This is a genomic window from Pseudomonas sp. (assembly GCF_028293835.1).
Lineage (GTDB): Bacteria > Pseudomonadota > Gammaproteobacteria > Pseudomonadales > Pseudomonadaceae > Aquipseudomonas.
Genome location: NZ_JAQGNX010000153.1, coordinates 18,964 through 40,647, shown reverse-complemented (window position 1 = coordinate 40,647; position 21,684 = coordinate 18,964). Strand labels below are relative to the sequence as shown.

Annotated in this window: 17 protein-coding genes; 10 read left to right on the top strand and 7 right to left on the bottom strand. The window is 58.5% G+C overall.

What is annotated here, in order from left to right; all coding sequences use genetic code 11:
* Positions 1 to 205: 205 nt before the first annotated feature.
* The gene (locus JWR17_RS20810) at positions 206 to 2,236 is read left to right on the top strand and encodes a methyl-accepting chemotaxis protein (protein ID WP_299834352.1); all 2,031 of its coding nucleotides are present in this window, start codon (positions 206 to 208) and stop codon (positions 2,234 to 2,236) included.
* 60 nt (positions 2,237 to 2,296) lie between these two features.
* Here the strand turns inward: JWR17_RS20810 and JWR17_RS20805 are convergent, their stop codons facing one another.
* Both JWR17_RS20805 and cra read right to left on the bottom strand, forming a co-directional pair.
* Positions 2,297 to 3,082, bottom strand: a complete 786-nt coding sequence (locus tag JWR17_RS20805) for a TatD family hydrolase (RefSeq protein WP_299834369.1) — start codon at positions 3,080 to 3,082, stop codon at positions 2,297 to 2,299.
* Positions 3,079 to 4,074: a catabolite repressor/activator gene (gene cra / locus JWR17_RS20800; RefSeq protein WP_299834350.1), complete on the bottom strand. Its 996-nt coding sequence runs from the start codon at positions 4,072 to 4,074 to the stop codon at positions 3,079 to 3,081. Before cra ends, JWR17_RS20805 begins: the two co-directional genes overlap by 4 nt.
* A gap of 362 nt (positions 4,075 to 4,436) precedes the next feature.
* Between cra and ptsP the strand changes: the two genes are divergently transcribed.
* The 4 genes from ptsP (at position 4,437) to JWR17_RS20780 (ending at position 11,257) form a co-directional block, all read left to right on the top strand.
* The gene (gene ptsP / locus JWR17_RS20795; RefSeq protein WP_299834348.1) at positions 4,437 to 7,340 is read left to right on the top strand and encodes a phosphoenolpyruvate--protein phosphotransferase; all 2,904 of its coding nucleotides are present in this window, start codon (positions 4,437 to 4,439) and stop codon (positions 7,338 to 7,340) included.
* Positions 7,340 to 8,281: a 1-phosphofructokinase gene (gene pfkB, locus JWR17_RS20790; protein WP_299834346.1), complete on the top strand. Its 942-nt coding sequence runs from the start codon at positions 7,340 to 7,342 to the stop codon at positions 8,279 to 8,281. Before ptsP ends, pfkB begins: the two co-directional genes overlap by 1 nt.
* A 102-nt stretch (positions 8,282 to 8,383) precedes the next feature.
* Entirely contained in the window at positions 8,384 to 10,117 is a 1,734-nt protein-coding gene (locus JWR17_RS20785) for a PTS fructose-like transporter subunit IIB (RefSeq protein ID WP_299834344.1), read from the top strand.
* 198 nt (positions 10,118 to 10,315) lie between these two features.
* The gene (locus JWR17_RS20780) at positions 10,316 to 11,257 is read left to right on the top strand and encodes an AEC family transporter (protein WP_299834343.1); all 942 of its coding nucleotides are present in this window, start codon (positions 10,316 to 10,318) and stop codon (positions 11,255 to 11,257) included.
* Positions 11,258 to 11,259: 2 nt separating this feature from the next.
* Here JWR17_RS20780 and JWR17_RS20775 read toward each other — a convergent pair whose 3' ends face one another.
* The 5 genes from JWR17_RS20775 to gatC all read right to left on the bottom strand — a co-directional run bounded on the left by JWR17_RS20775 (position 11,260) and on the right by gatC (position 16,209).
* Positions 11,260 to 12,306, bottom strand: coding sequence for a calcium/sodium antiporter (locus JWR17_RS20775; protein WP_299834367.1), 1,047 nt, complete (start codon positions 12,304 to 12,306; stop codon positions 11,260 to 11,262).
* Between the two features lie 45 nt (positions 12,307 to 12,351).
* Complete coding sequence (locus JWR17_RS20770) at positions 12,352 to 12,723, bottom strand: septal ring lytic transglycosylase RlpA family protein (RefSeq protein WP_299834340.1); 372 nt, start codon at positions 12,721 to 12,723, stop codon at positions 12,352 to 12,354.
* Between the two features lie 137 nt (positions 12,724 to 12,860).
* Positions 12,861 to 14,306, bottom strand: a complete 1,446-nt coding sequence (gene gatB / locus JWR17_RS20765; RefSeq protein ID WP_299834338.1) for an Asp-tRNA(Asn)/Glu-tRNA(Gln) amidotransferase subunit GatB — start codon at positions 14,304 to 14,306, stop codon at positions 12,861 to 12,863.
* Positions 14,307 to 14,455: 149 nt separating this feature from the next.
* Positions 14,456 to 15,907 carry an Asp-tRNA(Asn)/Glu-tRNA(Gln) amidotransferase subunit GatA gene (gene gatA / locus JWR17_RS20760; protein WP_299834336.1) on the bottom strand — a complete coding sequence of 484 codons (1,452 nt, stop codon included), beginning with the start codon at positions 15,905 to 15,907 and terminating at the stop codon, positions 14,456 to 14,458.
* 14 nt (positions 15,908 to 15,921) lie between these two features.
* Entirely contained in the window at positions 15,922 to 16,209 is a 288-nt protein-coding gene (gene gatC / locus JWR17_RS20755) for an Asp-tRNA(Asn)/Glu-tRNA(Gln) amidotransferase subunit GatC (RefSeq protein WP_299834334.1), read from the bottom strand.
* 209 nt (positions 16,210 to 16,418) lie between these two features.
* Between gatC and mreB the strand changes: the two genes are divergently transcribed.
* The 5 genes from mreB (at position 16,419) to rng (ending at position 21,549) form a co-directional block, all read left to right on the top strand.
* A complete protein-coding gene (gene mreB, locus JWR17_RS20750) occupies positions 16,419 to 17,456 on the top strand; it encodes a rod shape-determining protein MreB (RefSeq protein ID WP_020292894.1) in 1,038 nt (345 codons plus the stop codon).
* Positions 17,457 to 17,654: 198 nt separating this feature from the next.
* Positions 17,655 to 18,878: a rod shape-determining protein MreC gene (mreC, locus tag JWR17_RS20745; RefSeq protein ID WP_299834365.1), complete on the top strand. Its 1,224-nt coding sequence runs from the start codon at positions 17,655 to 17,657 to the stop codon at positions 18,876 to 18,878.
* Positions 18,878 to 19,369 (top strand): rod shape-determining protein MreD, encoded by a 492-nt coding sequence (mreD, locus tag JWR17_RS20740; protein WP_299834331.1) that lies wholly within the window; start codon positions 18,878 to 18,880, stop codon positions 19,367 to 19,369. The genes mreC and mreD overlap by 1 nt, the downstream gene beginning before the upstream one ends.
* A 113-nt stretch (positions 19,370 to 19,482) precedes the next feature.
* A complete protein-coding gene (locus tag JWR17_RS20735; RefSeq protein ID WP_299834330.1) occupies positions 19,483 to 20,085 on the top strand; it encodes a nucleoside triphosphate pyrophosphatase in 603 nt (200 codons plus the stop codon).
* Positions 20,086 to 20,091: 6 nt separating this feature from the next.
* Positions 20,092 to 21,549: a ribonuclease G gene (gene rng, locus JWR17_RS20730; protein WP_299834328.1), complete on the top strand. Its 1,458-nt coding sequence runs from the start codon at positions 20,092 to 20,094 to the stop codon at positions 21,547 to 21,549.
* Positions 21,550 to 21,684 lie beyond the last annotated feature (135 nt).

Genomic DNA, 21,684 nt, shown 5'->3' with positions numbered 1-21,684 from the left:
CGTGTTCACGAAGAAGCTGACTCGGTGGACCTGAAACACCACGGCGCCTGGAAAACCTTCGCCAACACGTTGGCTCCTACAGCTAAGCTCTTCGGCTTTTTGGCCTTATAAATCCCCGTTTACCTTTCCTTACAAATCCTCCCGCCGATATCAGGTATACAAGCCCTGCTGTACCCCCTAAAAATAAGAAAAAGGGAGCGTTCTTGTGAAGAGCCTTTTGTACCCGGCCATTGCGCTGATGAACCGTCTGAGCTTTGCAATGAAGTTCACACTTATCAGCATTCTGTTTTTTCTGCCCATGTTGGTCACTAACTTTTATCTGGTCCGAGACTCCTATCGCGAGTTCGTCGGCACCCGGATCGAGTTGCAAAGCCTTGAGTTGGTAGGCGCCAGTTTGAACGTGCGGCGTGACCTGGAGACGCTCGACGGCTTGGTCGAGATGAATGTTGTATTGGGTCAGTCCAGCCAATTCGAAGCCTTGAATCCACGCATCGCAGCGCTGGAAACCACGCTGCTGGCGACCCTTAAACACCTGCGGGCACCAGCGGAAGAACCGAGCCAGGTCGCGGCGTTTAACACCAAGCGCGATGAACTGATCACTGATCTTAAAGCGCAGCAGGCGGAGTCTTCGCTGCAAAACAAAAGCGCCATGGTGTCGCGCTTGCTCAGTAAAGCGCAGACGTTCAGCAAGGTCGTAGTCAGCCAGGCGGGCCTTAGTCAGGACAGCAACAGCGACATCCGCCAGCTCACCGACTTGATCACCAGCGTCACGCCCCTGATCACCCAAGCCATCGGCGACGGCCGCACCATGGGTTCTTATTCGCTGGGACAGGGCATGATCAACTCATCGGCCAGTACCCGCTTTGATGAGTTGCTGCAACAGCTTGAAAGAATCCAGGGCGATTACGCCTTGAAACTGCAAGATGCCCTCGCCAACGGTTCCGCCGCGCGCCAGGCATTGGACAGTCCCGCCCAAGCCAGCCTGGCGACGCTTAAGCAGAGCAGCGAGCTATTCGAGCAACAGGTCGTGTCGGCCGACAGCTTGAATGCGCCCTGGGAAAAATTTTATGAGCAAGCCACGGGGCTGATGGCCAAGACTTATCAGTTAAATGACGCGACCCTGACGTTTCTCAATCAGGAATTGCAACAACGCTTGGTGCAAAACCGTCTGCACACGATCTTGTTGGTCGTAGCGCTGGCCGGTGCATTTCTGCTGATCGTCTATCTCTACAGCGGTTTTTACGCATCGACTCGCACTACCCTGCGGCGCTTGGGTGAGGTGATGGACAAGGTTGCAGCGGGAGATATGACCGCCAGTTTCATTGCCCATAGCCGTGACGAATTAGGCGAACTGGGCCGCGTGTTCAACGGCACCGTGAAGAAAATTCATGACCTGATCGCGTTGGTGGGCAAGACCGTGGGTGAGGTCGAGCGTCAGGCCGGTCAGGTTGAATCAGTGTCGGCGGAAAGTAACCAGGCAGTGGCGGGGCAGCGTAGCCAGATTGAACTGGTCGCCACTGCGATGAACCAGATGTCAGCGACTGCGCTGGAAGTGACGCGCAGTGCGGCTGCTGCAGTGGGCAGTGCCCACAGTGTGAATCAGGAAACTGTCAGTGGCCGGGGGCTGGTGGCGTCGCAACAAAGCAGTATTTCCCGGCTTGCCAGCGAGATTGACCGCTCGGTGTTGGTCATCAATCAATTGGCCACCGACAGTTCGGCCATCAGCCGGGTGCTGGATGTGATCAAAAGTATTGCCGAGCAAACCAATTTGCTGGCGCTCAACGCTGCCATCGAAGCCGCGCGGGCAGGCGAGCAGGGCCGTGGTTTCGCGGTGGTTGCCGACGAAGTCCGGACACTTGCCAAGCGCACGCAGCAGTCCACCGAAGAAATTGAACAAATGATCGCCAAGCTTCAGGGCGGTGTTGGCGCCGCCGTGAAAGCCATGGGCGTCAGTCATGAAGTGGCCAATGGCACCGTGGGCCAATCGGAAAAGGTCCAGCAAGCACTGGAGAATATATTGGGCGCGGTGAGCATGATCGTTGATCAGAACCAACAAATCGCGGCGGCAGTTGAGCAACAAACCGCGGTTGCCCATGACATTGACCGAAACATCGTTGAGATCAACCGCGCCGGCGAGCGCACAGCGGAAGGCGCCAATCAGACGGAGCACGCCAGCCGACAGTTATCAGCGCAGGTGGTGGAATTGAAACAACTGATCAGCGCCTTTCGGGTCTAGCATCGCTGAAATCTGGACCGCAGCGCCGGCTTGCCAAATTCGGTTTCGCAGAAGTGCCATTCACCGCCAGTCAAACACCTCATAAGCATTGTGGGTGCTGGCAGCCGCCAGTTCTTCTGCGGGAACACCCATCAACTGCGCCAGGGCCATGCAGATGTCGGGCAAGTATTCAGGGCTGTTTCGTCGGTTCGGGTGCATGGCTGGCGCCATGTCCGGCGCGTCGGTTTCCAGTACTACGCTTGCCAACGGTAGCCCCGGAAGGACTCGGTGCATCCGCAGTGCTTGCGGCCAGGTCGCGGCGCCGCCAAGGCCAAGTTTGAACCCCAACTTGATGTACTCACGCGCTTCTTCGCGGCTGCCGGCGAAGGCGTGAATAATGCCGCCGCGGGACAGTTTTTGGCGCTTGAGGGTTGCAATGACTGCGGCGTGGCTGCGTCGAACATGAATCAGTGCCGGCAGATTAAAGTCCGCAGCCAACTGCAGTTGTGCCTCGAACAACTGTTGTTGGCGGTTTCGGTCCAGGGTTTCGACGAAGTAGTCCAGGCCGATCTCACCCACCGCGCACAGCTGTGGGTGGCCTTTGAGCCGCGTCAACCAGTCACCCAGCTCCCGCAAGTGTGCCGGTAGATGCTCCTCGAGATACAGCGGATGCATGCCGAAGGTGGCGAACAGTCCTTTATCGCTTTGCACTAAATCCCACACGCGCTGCCAGTTGGCCTGAAACACCCCCAGCACCACCACCCGCTCCACACCTGCCGCTCGGCAGTTCTCCAATACCGTGGTGCGGTCAGCATCAAAGTCCGGAAAGTCCAGGTGGGTGTGGGTGTCGATCAGCGTCACGCTCAGGCCTCGTGAATGCGTTGCTTGAAGGTCCGTGCAACGGCATGCACACCCGGTTGATAGTCGTCCTTTTCCACCGCCGTCAGTGCCAGTGCCAGCGCCTTATCCGCCAGCAACTGGTGCTGTTGAGCCATGGCGTTGACCGGCAGAGGCAGGAAATCCAGCAACTGGGTATCACCGAACGTCCCCAGGCGCAGTTGCGCCGGGTTCAACGACTGACTCTGCAATAGGTCAAAAACACCCTGCAACAGTACGTAAGACGTAGTGATCAACGCGTCGGGCAGTTGGCCCAGTCGCTCCAGGAGTTCACCCGCCAGACGGCGGCCACATTCGCGGCTGAACGCCTCGCCTTGCTGAATAATCACTTCGCCGCTGAAGCCCGAAAGCGCCTCTTTAAACCCGGCAGTGCGGATCTGACTGACGATCAACTCCGGATGGGCACCGATCAGCGCGATATGCCTAGGCATTGGTTTGAGCAAACTCTGGGTCAATTGCAGGCTGGCTTGATGGTCATCGCTCACCACTGAGCAGAAACGCGCAGGGTCCATCTGCCGGTCCATGGCGATGATCGGCACGCCGACCTTTTGCAGCTCGCGGTAACTGTCGTCGGCTTCAGGCAAGCAACTGGCGACGAACAACGCGTCGCAACGCCGGGCGCGAAACAGCTGCAACAGCTGCAGTTCGCTAGCCGGCGAGTCGTCCGAGCTGGCGATCAGCAGTTGATAGCCATGGGCCCGTGCGCCTTGCTCCAGTAGCTTGGCAATGCGTGCATAACTCGGGTTTTCCAGGTCAGGCAGGATAAAGCCGAGGGTGCGGGTGTGCCGGCTGCGCAACCCGGCGGCTTGAGGATTTGGGCGAAAGCCGTGTTGATCAACCACCAGGCGCACGCGTTCGACGGTCGCGCTGCTGATGCGTTGCTGTTCGGCCTTGCCATTGATGACATAGCTGGCCGTGGTGACAGAGACCCCGGCCAGACGAGCAATATCACTGAGTTTCAACCCGAGTATTCCTTCTTGTTGTTTGGATGCGGGTGTCTGAAATACCGCTATCACGGATGAACCCGCTGACTTCTAATCTCAGGCGCTTCGTTTACAGAAGACCTTCGTGGATCTCGAAGCTCTCAGCTATTTCGCATTTTCCTACGCAAACGTCCCACATCATCTGACGGTTGGGCTTCAACGGCAGCAGATTATCGAGTAACGTGCCGCACTTACCGGATTAAACGATTCAGCAGTATAAATATTTTCTGCCGCTTACACGATTAAGGCTGTCAGATAGATATCTCTCGCTCGCCTAAGCTATGGCGTGTCGAGTAGGTCTTGTACGAATTGCGGTCCCTAAAACAAAAAAGGAGAAAGGCATGCTCGAACTCACCATTGAGCAGATATCCATGGGCCAAACGGCTGTGGATAAGTCCGCCGCGTTGCGACTGTTGGCCGATAAACTGGTTGCCGATGGTTTGGTCGCAGACGGTTATCTCCAAGGTCTTTTAGGCCGGGAAGCGCAAGGGTCCACTTTTCTCGGTCAAGGCATCGCCATTCCCCACGGAACCCCGGAAACCCGCCATCAGGTATTCGCCACCGGCGTGCGCCTGTTGCAGTTTCCTGACGGGGTAGATTGGGGGGATGGGCAGATCGTGTACCTGGCCATTGGTATAGCTGCCAAAACCGACGAGCACTTGCGGTTACTGCAATTACTGACCCGCGCCCTTGGCGAAACCGACCTGGGCGAAGCGGTGCGGCGGGCGAAATCCCCTGAAGCGCTGCTGGACTTGTTGCAAGGCGCCCCCCAGGAATTGGCATTGGACGCACAGTTAATCAGCCTTGGCGTGTCGGCGGATGACTTTGAAGAACTGGTCTGGCGCGGCGCACGTTTGCTGCGCAAGGCTGACTGCGTGAGTAACGGCTTTGCCGCCGTGCTGCAACAGGTGGAAGCCCTACCGTTGGGCGATGGCCTGTGGTGGTTGCACAGCGAACAAACGGTCAAGCGTCCCGGCCTGGCGTTCGTCACGCCTGACAAACCGATTCGTTTCCTGGGTAAACCGCTCACTGGTTTGTTTTGCCTCGCCAGCATGGGTGAAGCGCATCAGGCATTGCTTGAGCGTTTATGCGCGTTGTTGATTGAAGGCCGAGGCAGTGAATTGGGCCATGCCACCAGCCGGCGTGCGGTGTTGGCGGTGCTGGGCGGTGCGTTGCCCAATGATTGGCCGAGCCAGCAAGTGACGCTGGCCAACGCGCACGGGCTGCACGCGCGGCCAGCGAAAATACTTGCGCAATTAGCCAAAGGCTTTGAAGGGGAGATTCGCGTACGGATCGTCGAGAGTGGCGAAGAGGCGGTGTCGGCCAAAAGCCTGACCAAGCTGCTCAGCCTCGGCGCCCGGCGCGGGCAGGTGCTTGAATTCACCGTTGAACCGGGAATTGCCGCTCAAGCCCTGCCTGCGCTGATTGCAGCGGTAGAAGAAGGCTTGGGCGAAGTAGTCGAAACCCTGCCCCGTCAAACCAGCGCCATGGCTGTCCCGTTGGCGCAGGTCGAGACCATCGCGCCGAGCCTGGTGGCGCCAGCCGATGGCAGCGAGCTTCAAGCCATCGCGGCGGCACCTGGTATTGCCGTGGGGCCGGCGCACATTCAGGTGCCACAGACCTTTGATTTTTCGCCAATGGGCGAATCCAGTGCTGCCGAGCATCAACGCTTGCAGTTGGCATTGTTTGCGGTCCGCGAGGATCTTGAGCGGCTGATCCAGCGTACCGACGCCCCGGCGATCCGCGAGATTTTCGTTGCTCACCTGGAGCTGCTTGACGATCCCGGCCTGACCGATGAGGTCAGCGCACGGTTGGATCGCGGCGCAAGCGCTCCGGCCGCCTGGCTCGGTGTCATCGACGCCGCTGTCCGTCAGCAGGAGCAAGTGCATGACGCCTTGCTGGCCGAACGCGCCGCCGATCTGCGCGACATTGGCCGTCGGGTGTTGGCGCAATTGTGCGGCGTCGACACCGTTATCGAGCCCGAGCAGCCGTACATTCTGGTCATGGAAGAGGTCGGTCCGTCCGACGTTGCCCGGCTTGACCCTAAGCGTGTGGCGGGTATTTTGACTGCCCGTGGCGGCGCAACGGCCCACAGTGCAATCGTCGCTCGAGCGTTGGGGATTCCAGCATTAGTCGGCGCTGGCAACGCCGTGTTGCTGATCAAACCGGGGACCCTGCTACTGCTGGATGGTCAGCGTGGGCGATTGACCGTTACGCCGGACGCGACCACTTTGCAGCGCGCCACCCACGAACATGACACCCGCACCGAGCGCTTGAGTGCCGCTGCCGCTTTACGCTTCGAGCCTGCGCTAACCCGCGATGGCCACGCAGTCGAGGTGTTTGCCAATATTGGTGACAGCGCGAGCACTGCCCTGGCGGTGGAGCAAGGCGCAGAAGGTATCGGCCTGTTGCGCACCGAACTGATTTTCATGGCCCACACTCAGGCGCCCGATGAAGCCACCCAAGAAGCCGAATACCGCCGCGTACTGGATGCGCTCAGTGGACGGCCATTGGTAGTGCGTACGCTGGACGTGGGCGGCGACAAGCCGTTGCCGTACTGGCCAATGGATAAGGAAGAAAACCCATTCTTGGGCGTGCGTGGAATTCGTCTGGCGTTGCAGCAGCCGCAGATCATGGAGAGCCAGCTTCGTGCGCTGTTGCGCGCTGCCGATAACCGTCCGCTGCGGATCATGTTTCCCATGGTCGGCACGCTTGAAGAATGGCGTCAGGCGCGGGACATGACCTTGCGGCTGCGTGGGGAAATTCCCGTCGCGGAACTGCAACTGGGGATCATGATCGAAGTGCCGTCGGCAGCGTTGTTGGCGCCGGTATTGGCGCGGGAAGTAGACTTTTTCAGCGTGGGTACTAACGACCTGACCCAATACACCTTGGCCATTGATCGTGGGCATCCAACCTTGTCCGGTCAGGCTGATGGTCTACATCCGGCTGTCTTGCAACTGATCGACATCACCGTGCGTGCGGCCCATGCCCAAGGTAAATGGGTTGGCGTGTGTGGCGAATTGGCGGCTGATCCGCTGGCGGTGCCGGTGCTGGTCGGTCTGGGTGTCGACGAGTTAAGTGTGGCCGCGCGCAGCATTGGCGAGGTCAAGGCCTGCGTCCGCGAGTTAAACCTGATGGACGCGCAACGCCTGGCGCAGCGCGCGTTGACACTGGGGACGTCTGCCGAAGTGCGTGCACTTGTTGAGGCCCAGTCCGTGGATGCTCGATTATTGGAGGCGTTGTAATGGCGAAGATTTTAACCCTGACGCTGAACCCTGCATTGGACCTGACGGTACAAATGGGCCCATTGCAAGTGGGGCAGGTCAATCGCAGCAACGCCATGCTCAGTCATGCCGCTGGCAAGGGCCTTAACGTCGCACAAGTGCTGGCTGATCTGGGGCATGAGTTGACCGTGGGCGGCTTTCTTGGCATCGACAATCAACAGCCGTTTGAAACACTGTTCGCCCATCGGCAGTTCGTCGACGAGTTTGTGCGGGTGCCCGGTGAAACCCGCAGCAATATCAAACTGGCAGAGAGCAGCGGGCGGATTACCGACCTGAATGGGCCCGGCCCGTATGTCAGTGAAGGTGCACAGCAGGCGCTGCTGGCGCGGCTGGAAATAATCGCCCCCGGCTTCGACGCCGTGGTGGTGGCAGGCAGTTTGCCCCGCGGTGTCAGTCCTGAATGGTTACAGGCTTTGTTGCTGCGGTTGAAGGCTTTGGGCTTGAAGGTCGCCCTGGACACCAGCGGGATGGCGCTGCGCGCGGCATTATCGGCAAGCCCCTGGCTGATCAAGCCCAATACTGAGGAGCTGGCCGAAGCGCTGGATGCGCCGATAATTTCTATTGAAGCCCAGGCAGAGGTCGCCGCTCGTTTACGTGCTCAAGGCATCGAGCATGTAGTGATTTCCCAAGGCTCGGAAGGCGTGCATTGGTTTAGTGTCGGTGTTGCGCTGCAAGCATTGCCGCCCAAAGTAACGGTTGCCAGCACGGTGGGGGCGGGGGATTCGCTATTGGCGGGCATGGTCCATGGCTTGCTTTGTGGTCATTCGGCGCAACAAACCTTGCGAACCGCCACGGCGATTGCTGCGATGGCGGTGACCCAGATTGGTTTCGGCATCAGCGATGCGGCGCAGCTGAAACTGCTTGAAAAAGGTGTGAGCGTGCGCACATGCGCCGAGCAATAAGGTTGCGCATGTTCTCGACGCCTGACGCCTGTTGGAGCAAGCCCGCTCCTACATTTGATATTCAATAAGTTATGCGCTGTTCGATAAGAGGTTTTGTTATTCATGAAGTTAGCCATTATCACGGCCTGCCCGAACGGCAAGGTCAGCAGCGTGCTCAGCGCGCGCTTGCTGGAAGCCGCAGCGCAGCGCCAAGGCTGGCACACCAGTGTCGAGGTCTATGATCCGCGTCAGCCGGATAACCAGCTGTCGCCGGAAACCATCGCTGCCGCTGACTGGGTGTTAGTGGTCAATACCGGGCCGTTGGATTTAAACCGTTTTGTCGGCAAACGTCTGTTCCAGTCGACCCCAGCCCAAGCGCTGGATGATGTTAAAAGCTTTTTGCTTAACGCTGCTGAGCAGGCGGCGGTGCATGTTCCGGCTGCTGAACAAACACCGTCAGCACCCAGCGCTGCGCCGCCGCGCCTGGTGGCGGTGACTGCCTGCCCGACTGGCGTTGCCCACACTTTCATGGCTGCGGAAGCTATTACCCAGGCAGCCAAACGTCTTGGTTATGAGCTGCAAGTCGAGACCCAAGGCTCGGTAGGCGCGCGCAATCCGCTTACCCCTGACGCCATCGCTCAGGCCGATGTGGTGTTGCTGGCCGCAGACATCGAGGTCAACACCGAACGTTTCGCCGGGAAACGAATATACCGGTGCGGCACTGGCATCGCGCTTAAGCAAGCCGAAGCCACGCTGAAAAGCGCCCTGGCCGAGGGTGCCGTGGAGTCGGCACCGGGCGCACCCGTCGCGCCGCGCAAAAAAGAAAAAACCGGGGTCTACAAACACCTGCTGACCGGCGTGTCGTTCATGTTGCCCATGGTGGTGGCGGGCGGGTTGTTGATCGCGTTGTCGTTCGTGTTCGGCATCACCGCGTTTAAAGAGCCAGGCACCCTGGCCGCTGCACTGATGCAGATCGGTGGCGATAGCGCGTTCAAGTTGATGGTGCCGCTGCTTGCGGGCTACATCGCCTATTCCATTGCCGACCGGCCTGGCCTTGCGCCGGGGATGATTGGTGGTCTGTTGGCCAGCACCTTGGGCGCCGGTTTTATCGGCGGAATCATCGCTGGTTTTCTGGCTGGCTACAGCGCGTGGGCGATCAATCGGTACGCGCGTTTGCCGGCCAGTCTGGAAGCCCTTAAACCCATTTTGATCATTCCGTTGTTGGCGAGTCTGTTCACCGGTTTGGTGATGATTTATGTGGTGGGGACGCCGGTGTCGGCCATGCTGCTGGGCCTGACACACTTCCTCGACAGCATGGGGACCACCAATGCCGTGCTGCTGGGCGTGGTGCTCGGCGCAATGATGTGCGTCGACCTGGGCGGTCCGATCAACAAAGCGTCCTATGCGTTTTCGGTGGGGCTGTTGGCCTCGCAAAGTTACGCGCCCATGGCGGCAGCGATGGCGGCCGGCATGGTACCGCCGATTGGCATGGGTATCGCCAGTTTGATTGCTCGGCACAAGTTTGCACAAAGCGAGCGCGAGGCGGGCAAGGCTGCGCTGGTGCTGGGCTTGTGCTTTATCTCTGAAGGCGCGATTCCGTTCGCCGCGAAAGACCCGTTGCGGGTCATCCCGGCCAGCATCGCCGGCGGCGCGCTGACGGGTGCGTTATCAATGTTCTTTGGCTGCAAACTCATGGCGCCCCATGGTGGACTGTTCGTCTTGCTAATCCCCAACGCCATCAACCACGCAATGCTCTACCTGCTGGCAATTGTCGCCGGCAGCCTGGTGACTGGCGTGGCGTACGCGCTGTTGAAGCGTCCGGAGGCGGTGGAGCTGGAAGGCGTGCCGGTGATGTAGCTGTAGAAGTAGAAGTAGAAGTAGATAATCTCGCCGAAATTTCTGTAGGAGCCAACTCATTGGCGAGGCGGTGTATCAGACAAACCGCGCCGCCCGCTTCCGATGAGTGAATTCGTTCCCACAGAGTGAACTGCATATACCGGACACATTCTCGTGACATATCATTAGTCCCCTAACGACAGGCCAGGTTTTGAACGCATGCTGGGTATATTTCTAGAAACCCTAAACATCACCGCGCCGGTCTTCGCCATGCTGTTTCTCGGTGTGGTGTTAAAGCGAGTAGGTTGGATCAACGACAGCTTCATCCACACGGCGTCGGCGCTGGTGTTCAACGTCACCATGCCGGCGCTGCTGTTTCTCGGCATCATCCATGCGGACCTGAGTGCGGCGCTGCAACCGGCGCTGCTGGGGTATTTTTTCGTCGCGACCGTGGTCAGTTTTGCCTTCGCCTGGGGTTGGGCGATCTGGCGTTGCCCGTATGAAGACCGGGGGATTTTTACCCAAGGTGCGTTTCGTGGAAACAACGGCGTCATCGGCCTCGCGCTGGCTGGCAGCATGTACGGCAGCTACGGAATTTCCCTCGGGGCGATTCTCGCGGCGCTGGTGATTCTGTTCTACAACACTTTGTCGACCATCGTGTTGGCGGTCTACAGCCCGGTGATCAAATCTGACCCGTGGAGCGTGTTCAAAAGCATTTTGTGCAACCCGTTGATCATCAGTATTTTGGCGGCGGCACCGTTTGCCTACTTCAAGATCGGCTTGCCCGGCTGGCTGCAAACGTCCGGCGAATACTTGGCGCAGATGTCGTTACCGTTGGCCCTGATCTGCATTGGCGGCACATTGTCCCTGGTGGCGCTGCGAAAAAGCGGCGACATGGCCATCAGCGCAAGCATGGTGAAAATGGTCTGGCTGCCGGTGCTGAGCACTTTGGGCGCCTGGTTGTGCGGCTTTCGCGGAGCGGAACTGGGGATTTTGTTTCTGTACTTCGGCAGCCCAACGGCCTCGGTCAGCTTCGTGATGGCGCGGGCGGCCAACGGCAATCATGAACTCGCGGCAGCGATTATCGTCATCACCACCTTGGCTGCGGCGATCACCACCAACATCGGTATTTTCCTTTTGCAGTGGGGCGGCTGGATCTAAAACTAATGTTGCCGGCGCCAGGCGCGCACCGTGCTGAAGACGATCAGCCCAGTCAGCACCGGCAACACGGCGTAGTTCATCACCCTTTCCAGCTTGTCAGCCAGGGGCATGCCGGTAGTGAACGAAACAATGTGCAGGCCATAGGCGAGATACAGCGCCAACAGCAGCAGACCCTCGCTGCGTGTCACGCGATAGCCTGAATAAAATACCGGCAAGCACAGCGCAGCGACAGCCAGCATCACCGGCAAGTCGAAATCCAGCGCGTTAGGTGATATCGACAGCGGGGTCGGCGCAATCAACGCGGTCAGGCCGAGTACACCGAGCAAATTGAACAGGTTGCTGCCGATGACGTTACCGACAGCGATGTCCCGTTCGCCACGCGACGCGGCAATCAATGAGGTACTCAGCGCGGGTAACGAGGTGCTGCCCGCGATCACCGTAAGGCCGATCACTCGTTCCGACAACCCAAGGTCCTGAGCGATGATCACCGCTGCATCGACCATTAACCGTCCGCCCATCACCAATAAAACCAGACCGAAAACCATGGTAGCCAGGCTGATGAATTGCTGCGACCTGGAAGTGAGTAAGTTGATCGGCGGGTTTGTCGGCAGTTGTTTGCGTGACCGTCGCGCCAGGATCAGCAGATATGCCAATAGCGCCAGCAGCAGGATGGCACCGTCGAACGCGCTGAGTTCACCGTTGTACGAGAGGGCAAAAACCAGCAGGCTGGCGCCAATCATCAGCGGGATGTCCACGCGGACCAGTTGCCGTGCAACGCGTAAAGGAATGATCAGTGCGCACAGCCCGAGGGTGACCAGCACATTGAAGATGTTACTGCCCACGACGCTGCCCACGGAGATGTCAGGGCTGGAGGAAAAGGCTGCCTGCACGCTCACCGCCATTTGCGGCGCGCTGCTGCCCATGGCGACCACGGTTAAACCAATGATCAGCGGGCGCACTTTTAAACTGGCGGCCAGGCGCACGGCCGCGCGCACTGAAAACTCAGCGCCGATCACCAGTAGAAATAAGCCACCGACCAGTTGCAGCAGGTTCGGCAGTGAAAGCGTGGAAAGCCCGAGAATTCAAATCACCTGCTAATTATCCAAGGCCTGCACGCGTACCTGCGCCACGCCGGAGCCCAGCATACCGAGTTGTTCCGCTGCTTTGCGTGACACATCGATCAGGCGCCCTCGAGTGTGTGGGCCGCGATCATTGACCCGAACTTCGACGCTTTTGGCGTTGCCCAGGTTGGTGATCAGCAGCCGCGTACCAAAGGGTAGATGGCGGTGCGCAGCGGTCATTGAGTTTTGGTCGAAACGTTCACCGCTGGCGGTACGTTTGCCCTGATGTCTGGCCCCGTAATAGGACGCGCTACCGGTTTCGTTGTAGCCCCGTGGATCAATGTCATGGCCAGCACAACCGGCCAGTAGCGTAAGCAATGCGCAAGCGCTGAACAGCCGCCACATGGTTTGGTCCTTCAAGTTGGCTCGAATCTGGTTTGAATCCGTAGGAGCCAACGTGTTGGCGAGGTTTTGATCCGGCCTTTCAGGCTGCTCGCCAATCAGTTGGCTCCTACAGAAGAGGTGTCTCCAAGACTTCGTCTTTACCCTTCGAGCTTGCTTTTCAGCAGTTCATTCACTTGTTGCGGGTTGGCTTTGCCTTTGGACGCTTTCATGGCTTGGCCGACGAAGAAGCCGAACATCTTGCCGCGTTTGGCTTCGTCTGCCCCGCGGTAGTCAGCGACCTGTTGCGCGTTGGCGGCAAGCATTTCGTCAAGCATCGACTCGATGGCGCCGCTGTCAGTGACTTGTTTCAGGCCGCGCTGCTCAATCACTTGGTCAGCATTGCCTTCGCCGTTGGCCATGCCTTCAAACACCATCTTGGCGATCTTGCCGGAGATAGTATTGTCGGTGATCCGCAGCAGCATGCCGCCCAATTGCTCAGCGCTGACCGGCGATTGATCGATTTCCACGCCCAATTTGTTCAACAAGCTGCCGAGTTCAACCATCACCCAGTTGGCGGCCAATTTAGCATCGCCAGCGATACTTACGACTTTTTCGAAGTAGTCGGCTTGCTCGCGGCTCGATGCCAATACGCTGGCGTCGTAGGCAGACAAACCGAACTGCGCCTGGAAACGTTCGCGTTTTTGTGGCGGCAATTCAGGCAGCGTGGCGCGGATTTCATCGAGGAAAGAACTCTCGATAACCACCGGCAGCAAGTCTGGATCGGGGAAGTAACGGTAGTCGTTGGCTTCCTCTTTGCTGCGCATGGCGCGGGTTTCGTCTTTGCCTGGATCATACAGACGTGTTTGCTGGATAACCCGGCCACCGTCTTCGATCAGCTCGATCTGACGGCGAACTTCGGAGTTGATCGCCTTCTCGATGAAGCGGAACGAGTTGACGTTCTTGATCTCGCAGCGGGTACCAAATTCAGCCTGGCCGAACGGACGGATCGACACGTTGCAGTCGCAGCGCAACGACCCTTCGGCCATGTTGCCGTCGCAAATGTCCAGGTAACGCACCAGGGCGTGCATTGCTTTGACGTAGGCCACGGCCTCTTTGGCGGAGCGCATGTCTGGCTCGGAAACGATTTCCAGCAGCGGTGTGCCGGCACGGTTCAGGTCAATCCCGGTCATGCCGCTGAAGTCTTCGTGCAGGCTTTTGCCTGCGTCTTCTTCCAGATGCGCGCGGGTTACGCCGATGCGTTTGACCGTGCCGTCTTCCAGCGTGATGTCCAAGTGGCCTTTGCCAACAATCGGCAATTCCATTTGGCTGATCTGGTAGCCCTTCGGCAGGTCCGGATAGAAATAGTTTTTGCGCGCGAACACGTTGTGTTGGCCGATCTCGGCGTCAATCGCCAGACCCAGCTTGACCGCCATCCGCACTGCTTCCTGGTTCAGCACCGGCAATACGCCAGGCATGCCGAGGTCGACGAGGCTGGCCTGGGTGTTCGGCTCAGAGCCGAACGTGGTGCTGCTGCCGGAGAAAATCTTCGATTGGGTCGAGAGCTGAGTATGAATCTCAAGCCCGATCACAACTTCCCATTGCATGTGCTTTCCTCAAAAAAATGCCAGGGAGATTTGAAAGTGTAGCGAGCGACGGTAAGGCAAGGCGGAAACTGGCGAGCAAGCGGAGTTGACTTTAGTCAATGAGCATTGCGAGTCAGTTTCCAACGCAGTATTACCTAGCGCAGCTGCTTTCAAAATCCCTGGGGGGTGCGCGTGTGCCAATCAGTTACTCGTTGGTACTGATGCGCGACGTTAAGCAGGCGGCCTTCCTGAAAGTAGGGAGCAAGCAATTGCACGCCCACCGGCAGGCCTTCGACGAAACCGGCAGGCATGGACAAGCCTGGCAAGCCCGCGAGGTTGGCGGTGATGGTGTAGAAATCTTCCAGATACGCAGAAATCGGGTCGTCATTCTTGGCGCCGATCTTCCATGCCGGGTTGGGCGTGGTTGGTCCCAGGATCACGTCGACTTCGGCAAATGCGCTCATGAAGTCATTCTTGATCAGGCGACGAATTTTCTGCGCTTGCAGGTAATACGCGTCGTAATAACCGGCTGATAGCGCGTAGGCACCCACCAGGATTCGTCGCTGTACTTCAGGACCGAAACCTTCCGCACGGGAACGCTTGTACAGGTCTTCAAGGTTTTTCGGGTCTTCGCAACGATGACCAAAGCGTACGCCGTCGAAGCGCGACAGGTTGGACGAGGCTTCAGCGGGGGCGATGACGTAGTAAGCCGGAATCGCGTGTTGCAGGTTCGGCAGGCTGACTTCCTTGACCACCGCACCGAGCTTTTCCAGTTCTTTGACGCTTTTAAGCACCAACTCAGCAATGCGCGGATCGAGACCAGCGCCGAAGTATTCTTTTGGAATACCGATGCGCAGCCCCTGCAGCGAGCTGTTGAGGCTGGCGGAGTAGTCTGGCACTGGCTCGTCGATGCTGGTGGAATCCTGCGGGTCGAAGCCGGCCATGCCTTGTAACAGCAGGGCGCAGTCTTCGGCGGTGCGTGCCATCGGACCGGCCTGATCGAGGCTGGAGGCGTAAGCGATCATGCCCCAGCGGGAAACACGACCATACGTCGGTTTTAGTCCGGTGAGGTTGGTCAAGGCAGCGGGCTGGCGAATAGAGCCGCCCGTGTCGGTGCCCGTGGCGGCAGGCAACAGGCGGGCGGCCACCGCAGCCGCCGAACCACCGGACGAGCCGCCTGGCACGTGCTCAAGGTTCCACGGGTTTTTCACCGCGCCGTAGTAGCTCGACTCATTGGCGGACCCCATGGCGAATTCATCCATGTTGGTCTTGCCCAACGTCACCGTGCCCGCTGCGGCCAGCTTGGCGACGACCGTTGCGTCATACGGCGCTTTAAAGTTGTCGAGCATCTTCGAGCCGCAGCTGGTGCGGATACCCTGGGTGCAGAACAAGTCCTTGTGCGCCAGCGGAACCCCCAGCAGCGCGCCGTTTTCGCCAGCGGCGCGGCGGGTGTCGGCAGCGCGAGCCTGAGCGGTCGCCAGGTCTTCAGTGAGCGTAATGAAGCTGTTGATCTGCGGATCAAGCCGGGCAATACGCGCCAGCAAAACCTGAGTCAGTTCTTCGGAAGAAAACGTTTTTTCGGCGAGTCCGCGGGCGATCTCGGCCAGAGTCATATGGTGCATTGCAGGCTCTTTCCTTACTCGATGACTTTCGGAACCAGATAAAGCCCGTTTTGGACCGCTGGTGCGATGGCTTGGTAAGTGTCGCGCTGATTTCGCTCGGTCACGATGTCCGCACGCAGCCGTTGCGAGGCTTCGAGCGGGTGTGCCAGTGGCTCGATACCGCTGGTGTCGACGGCTTGCATCTGATCAACCAGCCCAAGAATATTATTAAGTGCATCGGTAGTACGTAGAATATCGGCGTCATTCAGCCCAAGTCGGGCCAGATGAGCGATTTTTTCCACGTCGGAGCGATTAAGCGCCATGGGAATCTCCAGTGGAAAGCAGACGGACGGGATCCGTGTGTTAGATTGTGCGAACACTACCGCATTTCCGCGGTCGTATGGCCGCGAACGTCTTGGGTCGTGCTTGGAAAAACAGCCAATTTAACATATTGGCTCCTTGCCCAAAATCCCTGTCGTTGTTAGAGTTTGCCGCACTTTTTTACCCACGCGTTGCCCAGGGTCCCTTTCCCATGTTCAAGAAACTGCGTGGCATGTTCTCCAGCGATCTCTCGATCGACTTGGGTACTGCCAACACACTTATTTACGTGCGCGAGCGCGGTATCGTACTGAATGAACCATCGGTTGTGGCCATTCGCACCCACGGTAATCAGAAAAGCGTCGTTGCTGTCGGAATGGAAGCCAAGCGTATGCTCGGCCGTACGCCCGGCAACATCGCAGCCATTCGCCCGATGAAAGACGGCGTTATTGCCGATTTCAGCGTATGCGAGAAGATGCTGCAGTATTTCATCAACAAAGTTCACGAAAACAGTTTTCTGCAGCCAAGCCCTCGGGTATTGATCTGCGTGCCGTGCAAATCCACTCAGGTGGAGCGTCGGGCAATTCGGGAGTCGGCCCTTGGTGCCGGCGCTCGTGAAGTGTTCCTGATCGAAGAACCCATGGCTGCGGCAATCGGTGCAGGTTTGCCGGTTGAAGAAGCGCGCGGTTCCATGGTTGTCGACATCGGTGGTGGTACTACCGAAATCGCACTGATCTCCCTCAACGGTGTGGTGTATGCCGAATCCGTGCGTGTAGGCGGCGACCGTTTCGACGAAGCGATCATTACTTATGTGCGCCGTAACTACGGCAGCCTGATCGGTGAATCCACCGCAGAGCGCATCAAGCAGGAAATCGGCACCGCTTACCCAGGCGGCGAAGTACGTGAGGTCGACGTACGCGGCCGTAACCTGGCTGAAGGCGTTCCACGCGCTTTCACCCTGAACTCCAACGAAGTGCTCGAAGCGCTGCAAGAATCCCTGGCGACTATCGTCCAGGCGGTTAAAAGCGCGCTTGAGCAGTCGCCTCCGGAATTGGCATCGGACATCGCCGAGCGCGGTCTGGTGCTTACAGGCGGTGGCGCTTTGCTGCGTGACCTCGACAAGTTGCTGGCTCAGGAAACCGGTCTGCCGGTAATCGTTGCCGAAGACCCGCTGACCTGCGTTGCACGCGGCGGTGGCCGTGCGCTGGAAATGATGGATAAGCACACCATGGATCTGCTCTCCAGCGAATAAGTTCGCGGAGCGCACTTGTCCAGCCAGCCCCCGTGTACAGGTCGCAGCTATTGCTGCCTGTATGCGTTAGGCTGACGCCGAATAAGGCGTTATCTTCTGTCAATCTGTCCAGGCCGGTTCAATGCCGCATGAATAAGCACATCCCAATTAAGCTCAACCCGTCCAGGCTCGATCGATCATGCCCGGGAGGAGCGGCCTATTAAACCGCTTTTCACAAAAGGCCCCTCGCTAGGCGTGCGCCTGCTGGTGCTGGTCGTCTTATCGGTTGCGCTGATGGTGGTGGATGCCCGTTTCACGGTGTTAAAGCCCGTTCGCAGCCAGATGTCACTGGTATTGATGCAGTCATACTGGATTGCCGACCTGCCGCAACGCCTTTATCAAGGGGTCGCGAGCCAGTTCGGTAGCCGTACCGAACTGATCGCAGAAAACGAAAAGCTCAGAACCGAAGGCTTGTTGCTGCAAGGACGCCTGCAAAAACTGGCGGCCTTGACGGAGCAAAACGTCCGACTTCGCGAATTGCTCAACTCTTCCGCACTGGTCAACGAGAAGGTCGAAGTGGCTGAGTTGATTGGTATGGACCCCAATCCGTTTACCCACCGCATCATCATCAACAAAGGTGAGCGCGACGGTGTAGTGCTCGGTCAGCCGGTCCTCGATGCGCGGGGATTGATGGGGCAGGTGGTGGAACTGATGCCTTACACCTCCCGGGTATTGTTGCTGACGGACACGACTCACAGCATTCCGGTGCAGGTCAACCGTAATGGCTTGCGGGCTATCGCCAGTGGCACCGGTAATCCCGAGCGCCTCGAACTGCGCCATGTCGCAGACACCGCCGATATCAAGGAAGGGGATTTGCTGGTGAGTTCCGGCCTTGGTCAGCGCTTTCCAGCGGGTTACCCGGTCGCGACGGTCAAGGAAGTGATTCATGATCCTGGCCAGCCGTTCGCGATTGTTCGCGCGGTGCCGACCGCCGCATTGAATCGCAGCCGCTACTTGTTGCTGGTGTTCAGCGACGGGCGTTCGCCTGAGCAACGCGCTGCCGATGCTGCTCAAGCCCAGGAAGCCATCGATCACCCGCCAGCCGATGCGGCGACCACCACCAATCCTTCCGTGCCCAGCGCCGTGATTCCTCCGGGAACCCACGCTGTGCCCGCCACGGGCGCGGGGCATGCGCCAGCAACACCGGCCGGCGCTTCCCACGCCGCGACGCCAGCCTCGACTGCCGCGCCGGCTCGTACGTCGCCGGGCCCCGCGCATCCTGCTGCCCCTGCCGCGTCCGCTGCCGCAGCCCCCGGGACTCATGCGCCAGCAGCTACCCCAGCGAGCCCAGCGACCAAACCGCCCGCCAAGCCACCCGCTAAACCTGCCGCGACCAAACCACCGGTTACAGCACCCGCTGCTCCTAAAGCGAGGGAAGAATAATGGTAAGTCTTGCGCGGGCCAGAAACGGCTGGGTGGTGTGGTTCAGCTTTGCCGTTGGCCTGCTGTTGAGCGTTTCGCCGCTGCCGCAGTTCATGGAAATTTTTCGTCCGCTCTGGCTCGCCTTGCTATTGGCGTTTTGGGCATTGGCGCTGCCTCACAGGATCGGTATGACCACGGCCTGGATGCTAGGGTTGGCAGAGGATGTGCTTTACGGCACGTTGTTGGGACAGAACGCAATGATCCTGACACTGATCACGTTTTTGGTGATGTCCTTGCAGCAACGCATGCGCACCTTTCCCATGTGGCAGCAAAGCATGGTCATCCTGGTGATTCTCGGCCTGGCTCAGTTGGCACAACTGTGGCTCAGCGCGTTGACAGGTAATCGTCAACCAACCCTCGCGTTGGTACTGCCAGCGCTGGTCAGCGCACTGCTGTGGCCGTGGGTGAGTTATGCCATGAGAGGCTTGAGCAAGCGCTTGAATATTTATTGAGCCGCCAGCCAAGGTGGTTGCGATTTTTCACGATGGCATTTCCCCGCGCACGCATTGCATAGGCAGCTGCGTGCAACGCGGAGATGCCCCATCAACGACAAGGAGACGTCCTTATGCCCTCGCTTTACCTGGCCTCTGGCTCACCACGTCGTCGTGAGTTGCTAACCCAGATCGGCGTGCCATTCACTGCCATCGGCGCAGACATTGACGAAACCCCTTTGCCCGATGAATCCCCCTTGGCCTACGTTGAGCGGCTGGCCCGTCACAAGGCCGGGGCGGGCATGGCAACGCTGATAGCCAACGGTAACGCGCTAAATGCATGCGTGCTGGGGGCTGACACCGCGGTGGTGCTGGATGGCAGTATTCTCGGCAAGCCCATCGATCAAGCGGATGCATGGGCCATGCTAAGTGCGTTATCCGGTCGGGAGCATGAGGTGCTGACGGCCGTCGCGATACGTGATCAGCACCGCTGTGAATCCCGAGTAGTGCGCAGTATCGTGCACTTCAGGTCGATCCAGGCTGCTCAGGCTCAAACGTATTGGGACAGCGGCGAACCTCAGGACAAAGCCGGTGGCTACGCGATTCAAGGACTGGCAGCGATCTTCGTTGATGGCCTGCAAGGAAGTTATTCGGCAGTCGTCGGTTTGCCATTGTGCGAAACCGCAGAACTGCTTGGCCGTTTCGGCATACCCTGTTGGCAACGCCTAGAAGGTTAATGAGCCATGAGTGAAGAAATTCTGATCAACATCACGCCCATGGAATCGCGTGTGGCAGTGGTTGAGAACGGCGTGCTGCAAGAAGTCCATGTTGAAAGGACCCAGCGTCGCGGTATCGTTGGCAATATTTACAAAGGCAAGGTTGTGCGGGTATTGCCCGGCATGCAAGCGGCGTTCATTGACATTGGTCTGGACCGTGCGGCGTTTATTCACGCCTCGGAAATTTCCATGCGGGAAGGCCCTACGGTCGAAAGTATCAGCGCGTTGGTTCACGAAGGTCAGGGCCTGGTGGTGCAAGTCACCAAGGACCCAATCGGCAGCAAGGGCGCGCGCCTTACCACTCAGTTGTCGATCCCGTCGCGCTATCTGGTGTACATGCCCCGGACGGCTCACGTTGGCATCTCCCTGAGAATCGAAGACGAAGCCGAGCGTGATCGCCTGAAGAAAGTCGTTACCGACTGCGTTGCGCAAGAGGGCATCAAGGAGGCGGGCGGCTTTATTCTGCGCACCGCGGCTGAAGGCGCAGGCGCCGATGAAATCCTCATGGATATTCGTTATTTGCGTCGGTTGTGGGATCAAATCGGTGTGCAGATCCAGACCGTCAGCGCGCCCAGCGTGATTTACGAAGACTTGGGCCTGGCCCTGCGCACTCTGCGCGATCTGGTCAGCCCGCGAATCGAAAAAATCCGTATTGATTCCAGGGAAACCTTTCAGAAAACCACCCAGTTTGTCGCCGAACTGATGCCGGAAATTGCTGATCGCCTTGAGCATTACCCAGGTGAACGGCCGATTTTCGACCTGTACGGCGTCGAAGACGAAATCCAGAAAGCCCTTGAACGCAAGGTGCCGCTGAAATCGGGCGGGTATCTGGTGATCGACCCGGCTGAAGCGATGAGCACTATCGACGTCAATACGGGGGCGTTCGTCGGCCACCGCAACCTGGAAGAAACCATCTTCAAGACCAATCTTGAAGCCGCGACCGCGATTGCCCGTCAGCTACGCCTGCGCAATCTCGGCGGGATCATCATTATCGACTTCATTGACATGGAGGACGGCGAACACCAGCGTCAGGTTCTGCGTACGTTGGAAAAACAGCTGGAGCGTGATCACGCCAAGACCAACATTATCGGCATTACCGAGTTGGGCCTGGTGCAGATGACGCGCAAGCGCACCCGCGAAAGCCTTGAACAAGTACTGTGCGAGCCGTGCAGCAGTTGCCAGGGCCGTGGCAAATTGAAGACCCCGGAAACGGTGTGCTACGAAATTTTCCGGGAAATCCTTCGCGAAGCCCGCGCTTATCAAGCGGAAGGCTATCGTGTACTGGCCAATCAGAAAGTCGTGGACCGTTTGCTTGATGAAGAGTCGGGCAATGTCGCTGAGTTGGAAGGTTTTATCGGCCGGACTATTCGTTTTCAGGTCGAGACCATGTACTCCCAGGAACAATATGATGTGGTGTTGCTTTAATAAGCGACGCGTCATGTTCAGAACAAATGGCAGGAAGCCTTCTAATGAGATTTATGCGTGGCGAATGAGCAATCCCCGACTCCCCCGATGACAGCGCGGATGCGCCCGGCAAACGTGCAATTTTTAGCCTGGAAG

Coding starts and splice junctions, on each gene's coding strand:
- gatA (WP_299834336.1), bottom strand. CDS start 15,907: ATGCACCATATGACTCTGGCCGAGATCGCCCGCGGACTCGCCGAAAAA.
- JWR17_RS20780 (WP_299834343.1), top strand. CDS start 10,316: ATGCTGGGTATATTTCTAGAAACCCTAAACATCACCGCGCCGGTCTTC.
- mreB (WP_020292894.1), top strand. CDS start 16,419: ATGTTCAAGAAACTGCGTGGCATGTTCTCCAGCGATCTCTCGATCGAC.
- JWR17_RS20785 (WP_299834344.1), top strand. CDS start 8,384: ATGAAGTTAGCCATTATCACGGCCTGCCCGAACGGCAAGGTCAGCAGC.
- mreD (WP_299834331.1), top strand. CDS start 18,878: ATGGTAAGTCTTGCGCGGGCCAGAAACGGCTGGGTGGTGTGGTTCAGC.
- gatC (WP_299834334.1), bottom strand. CDS start 16,209: ATGGCGCTTAATCGCTCCGACGTGGAAAAAATCGCTCATCTGGCCCGA.
- JWR17_RS20770 (WP_299834340.1), bottom strand. CDS start 12,723: ATGTGGCGGCTGTTCAGCGCTTGCGCATTGCTTACGCTACTGGCCGGT.
- JWR17_RS20735 (WP_299834330.1), top strand. CDS start 19,483: ATGCCCTCGCTTTACCTGGCCTCTGGCTCACCACGTCGTCGTGAGTTG.
- pfkB (WP_299834346.1), top strand. CDS start 7,340: ATGGCGAAGATTTTAACCCTGACGCTGAACCCTGCATTGGACCTGACG.
- ptsP (WP_299834348.1), top strand. CDS start 4,437: ATGCTCGAACTCACCATTGAGCAGATATCCATGGGCCAAACGGCTGTG.
- rng (WP_299834328.1), top strand. CDS start 20,092: ATGAGTGAAGAAATTCTGATCAACATCACGCCCATGGAATCGCGTGTG.
- gatB (WP_299834338.1), bottom strand. CDS start 14,306: ATGCAATGGGAAGTTGTGATCGGGCTTGAGATTCATACTCAGCTCTCG.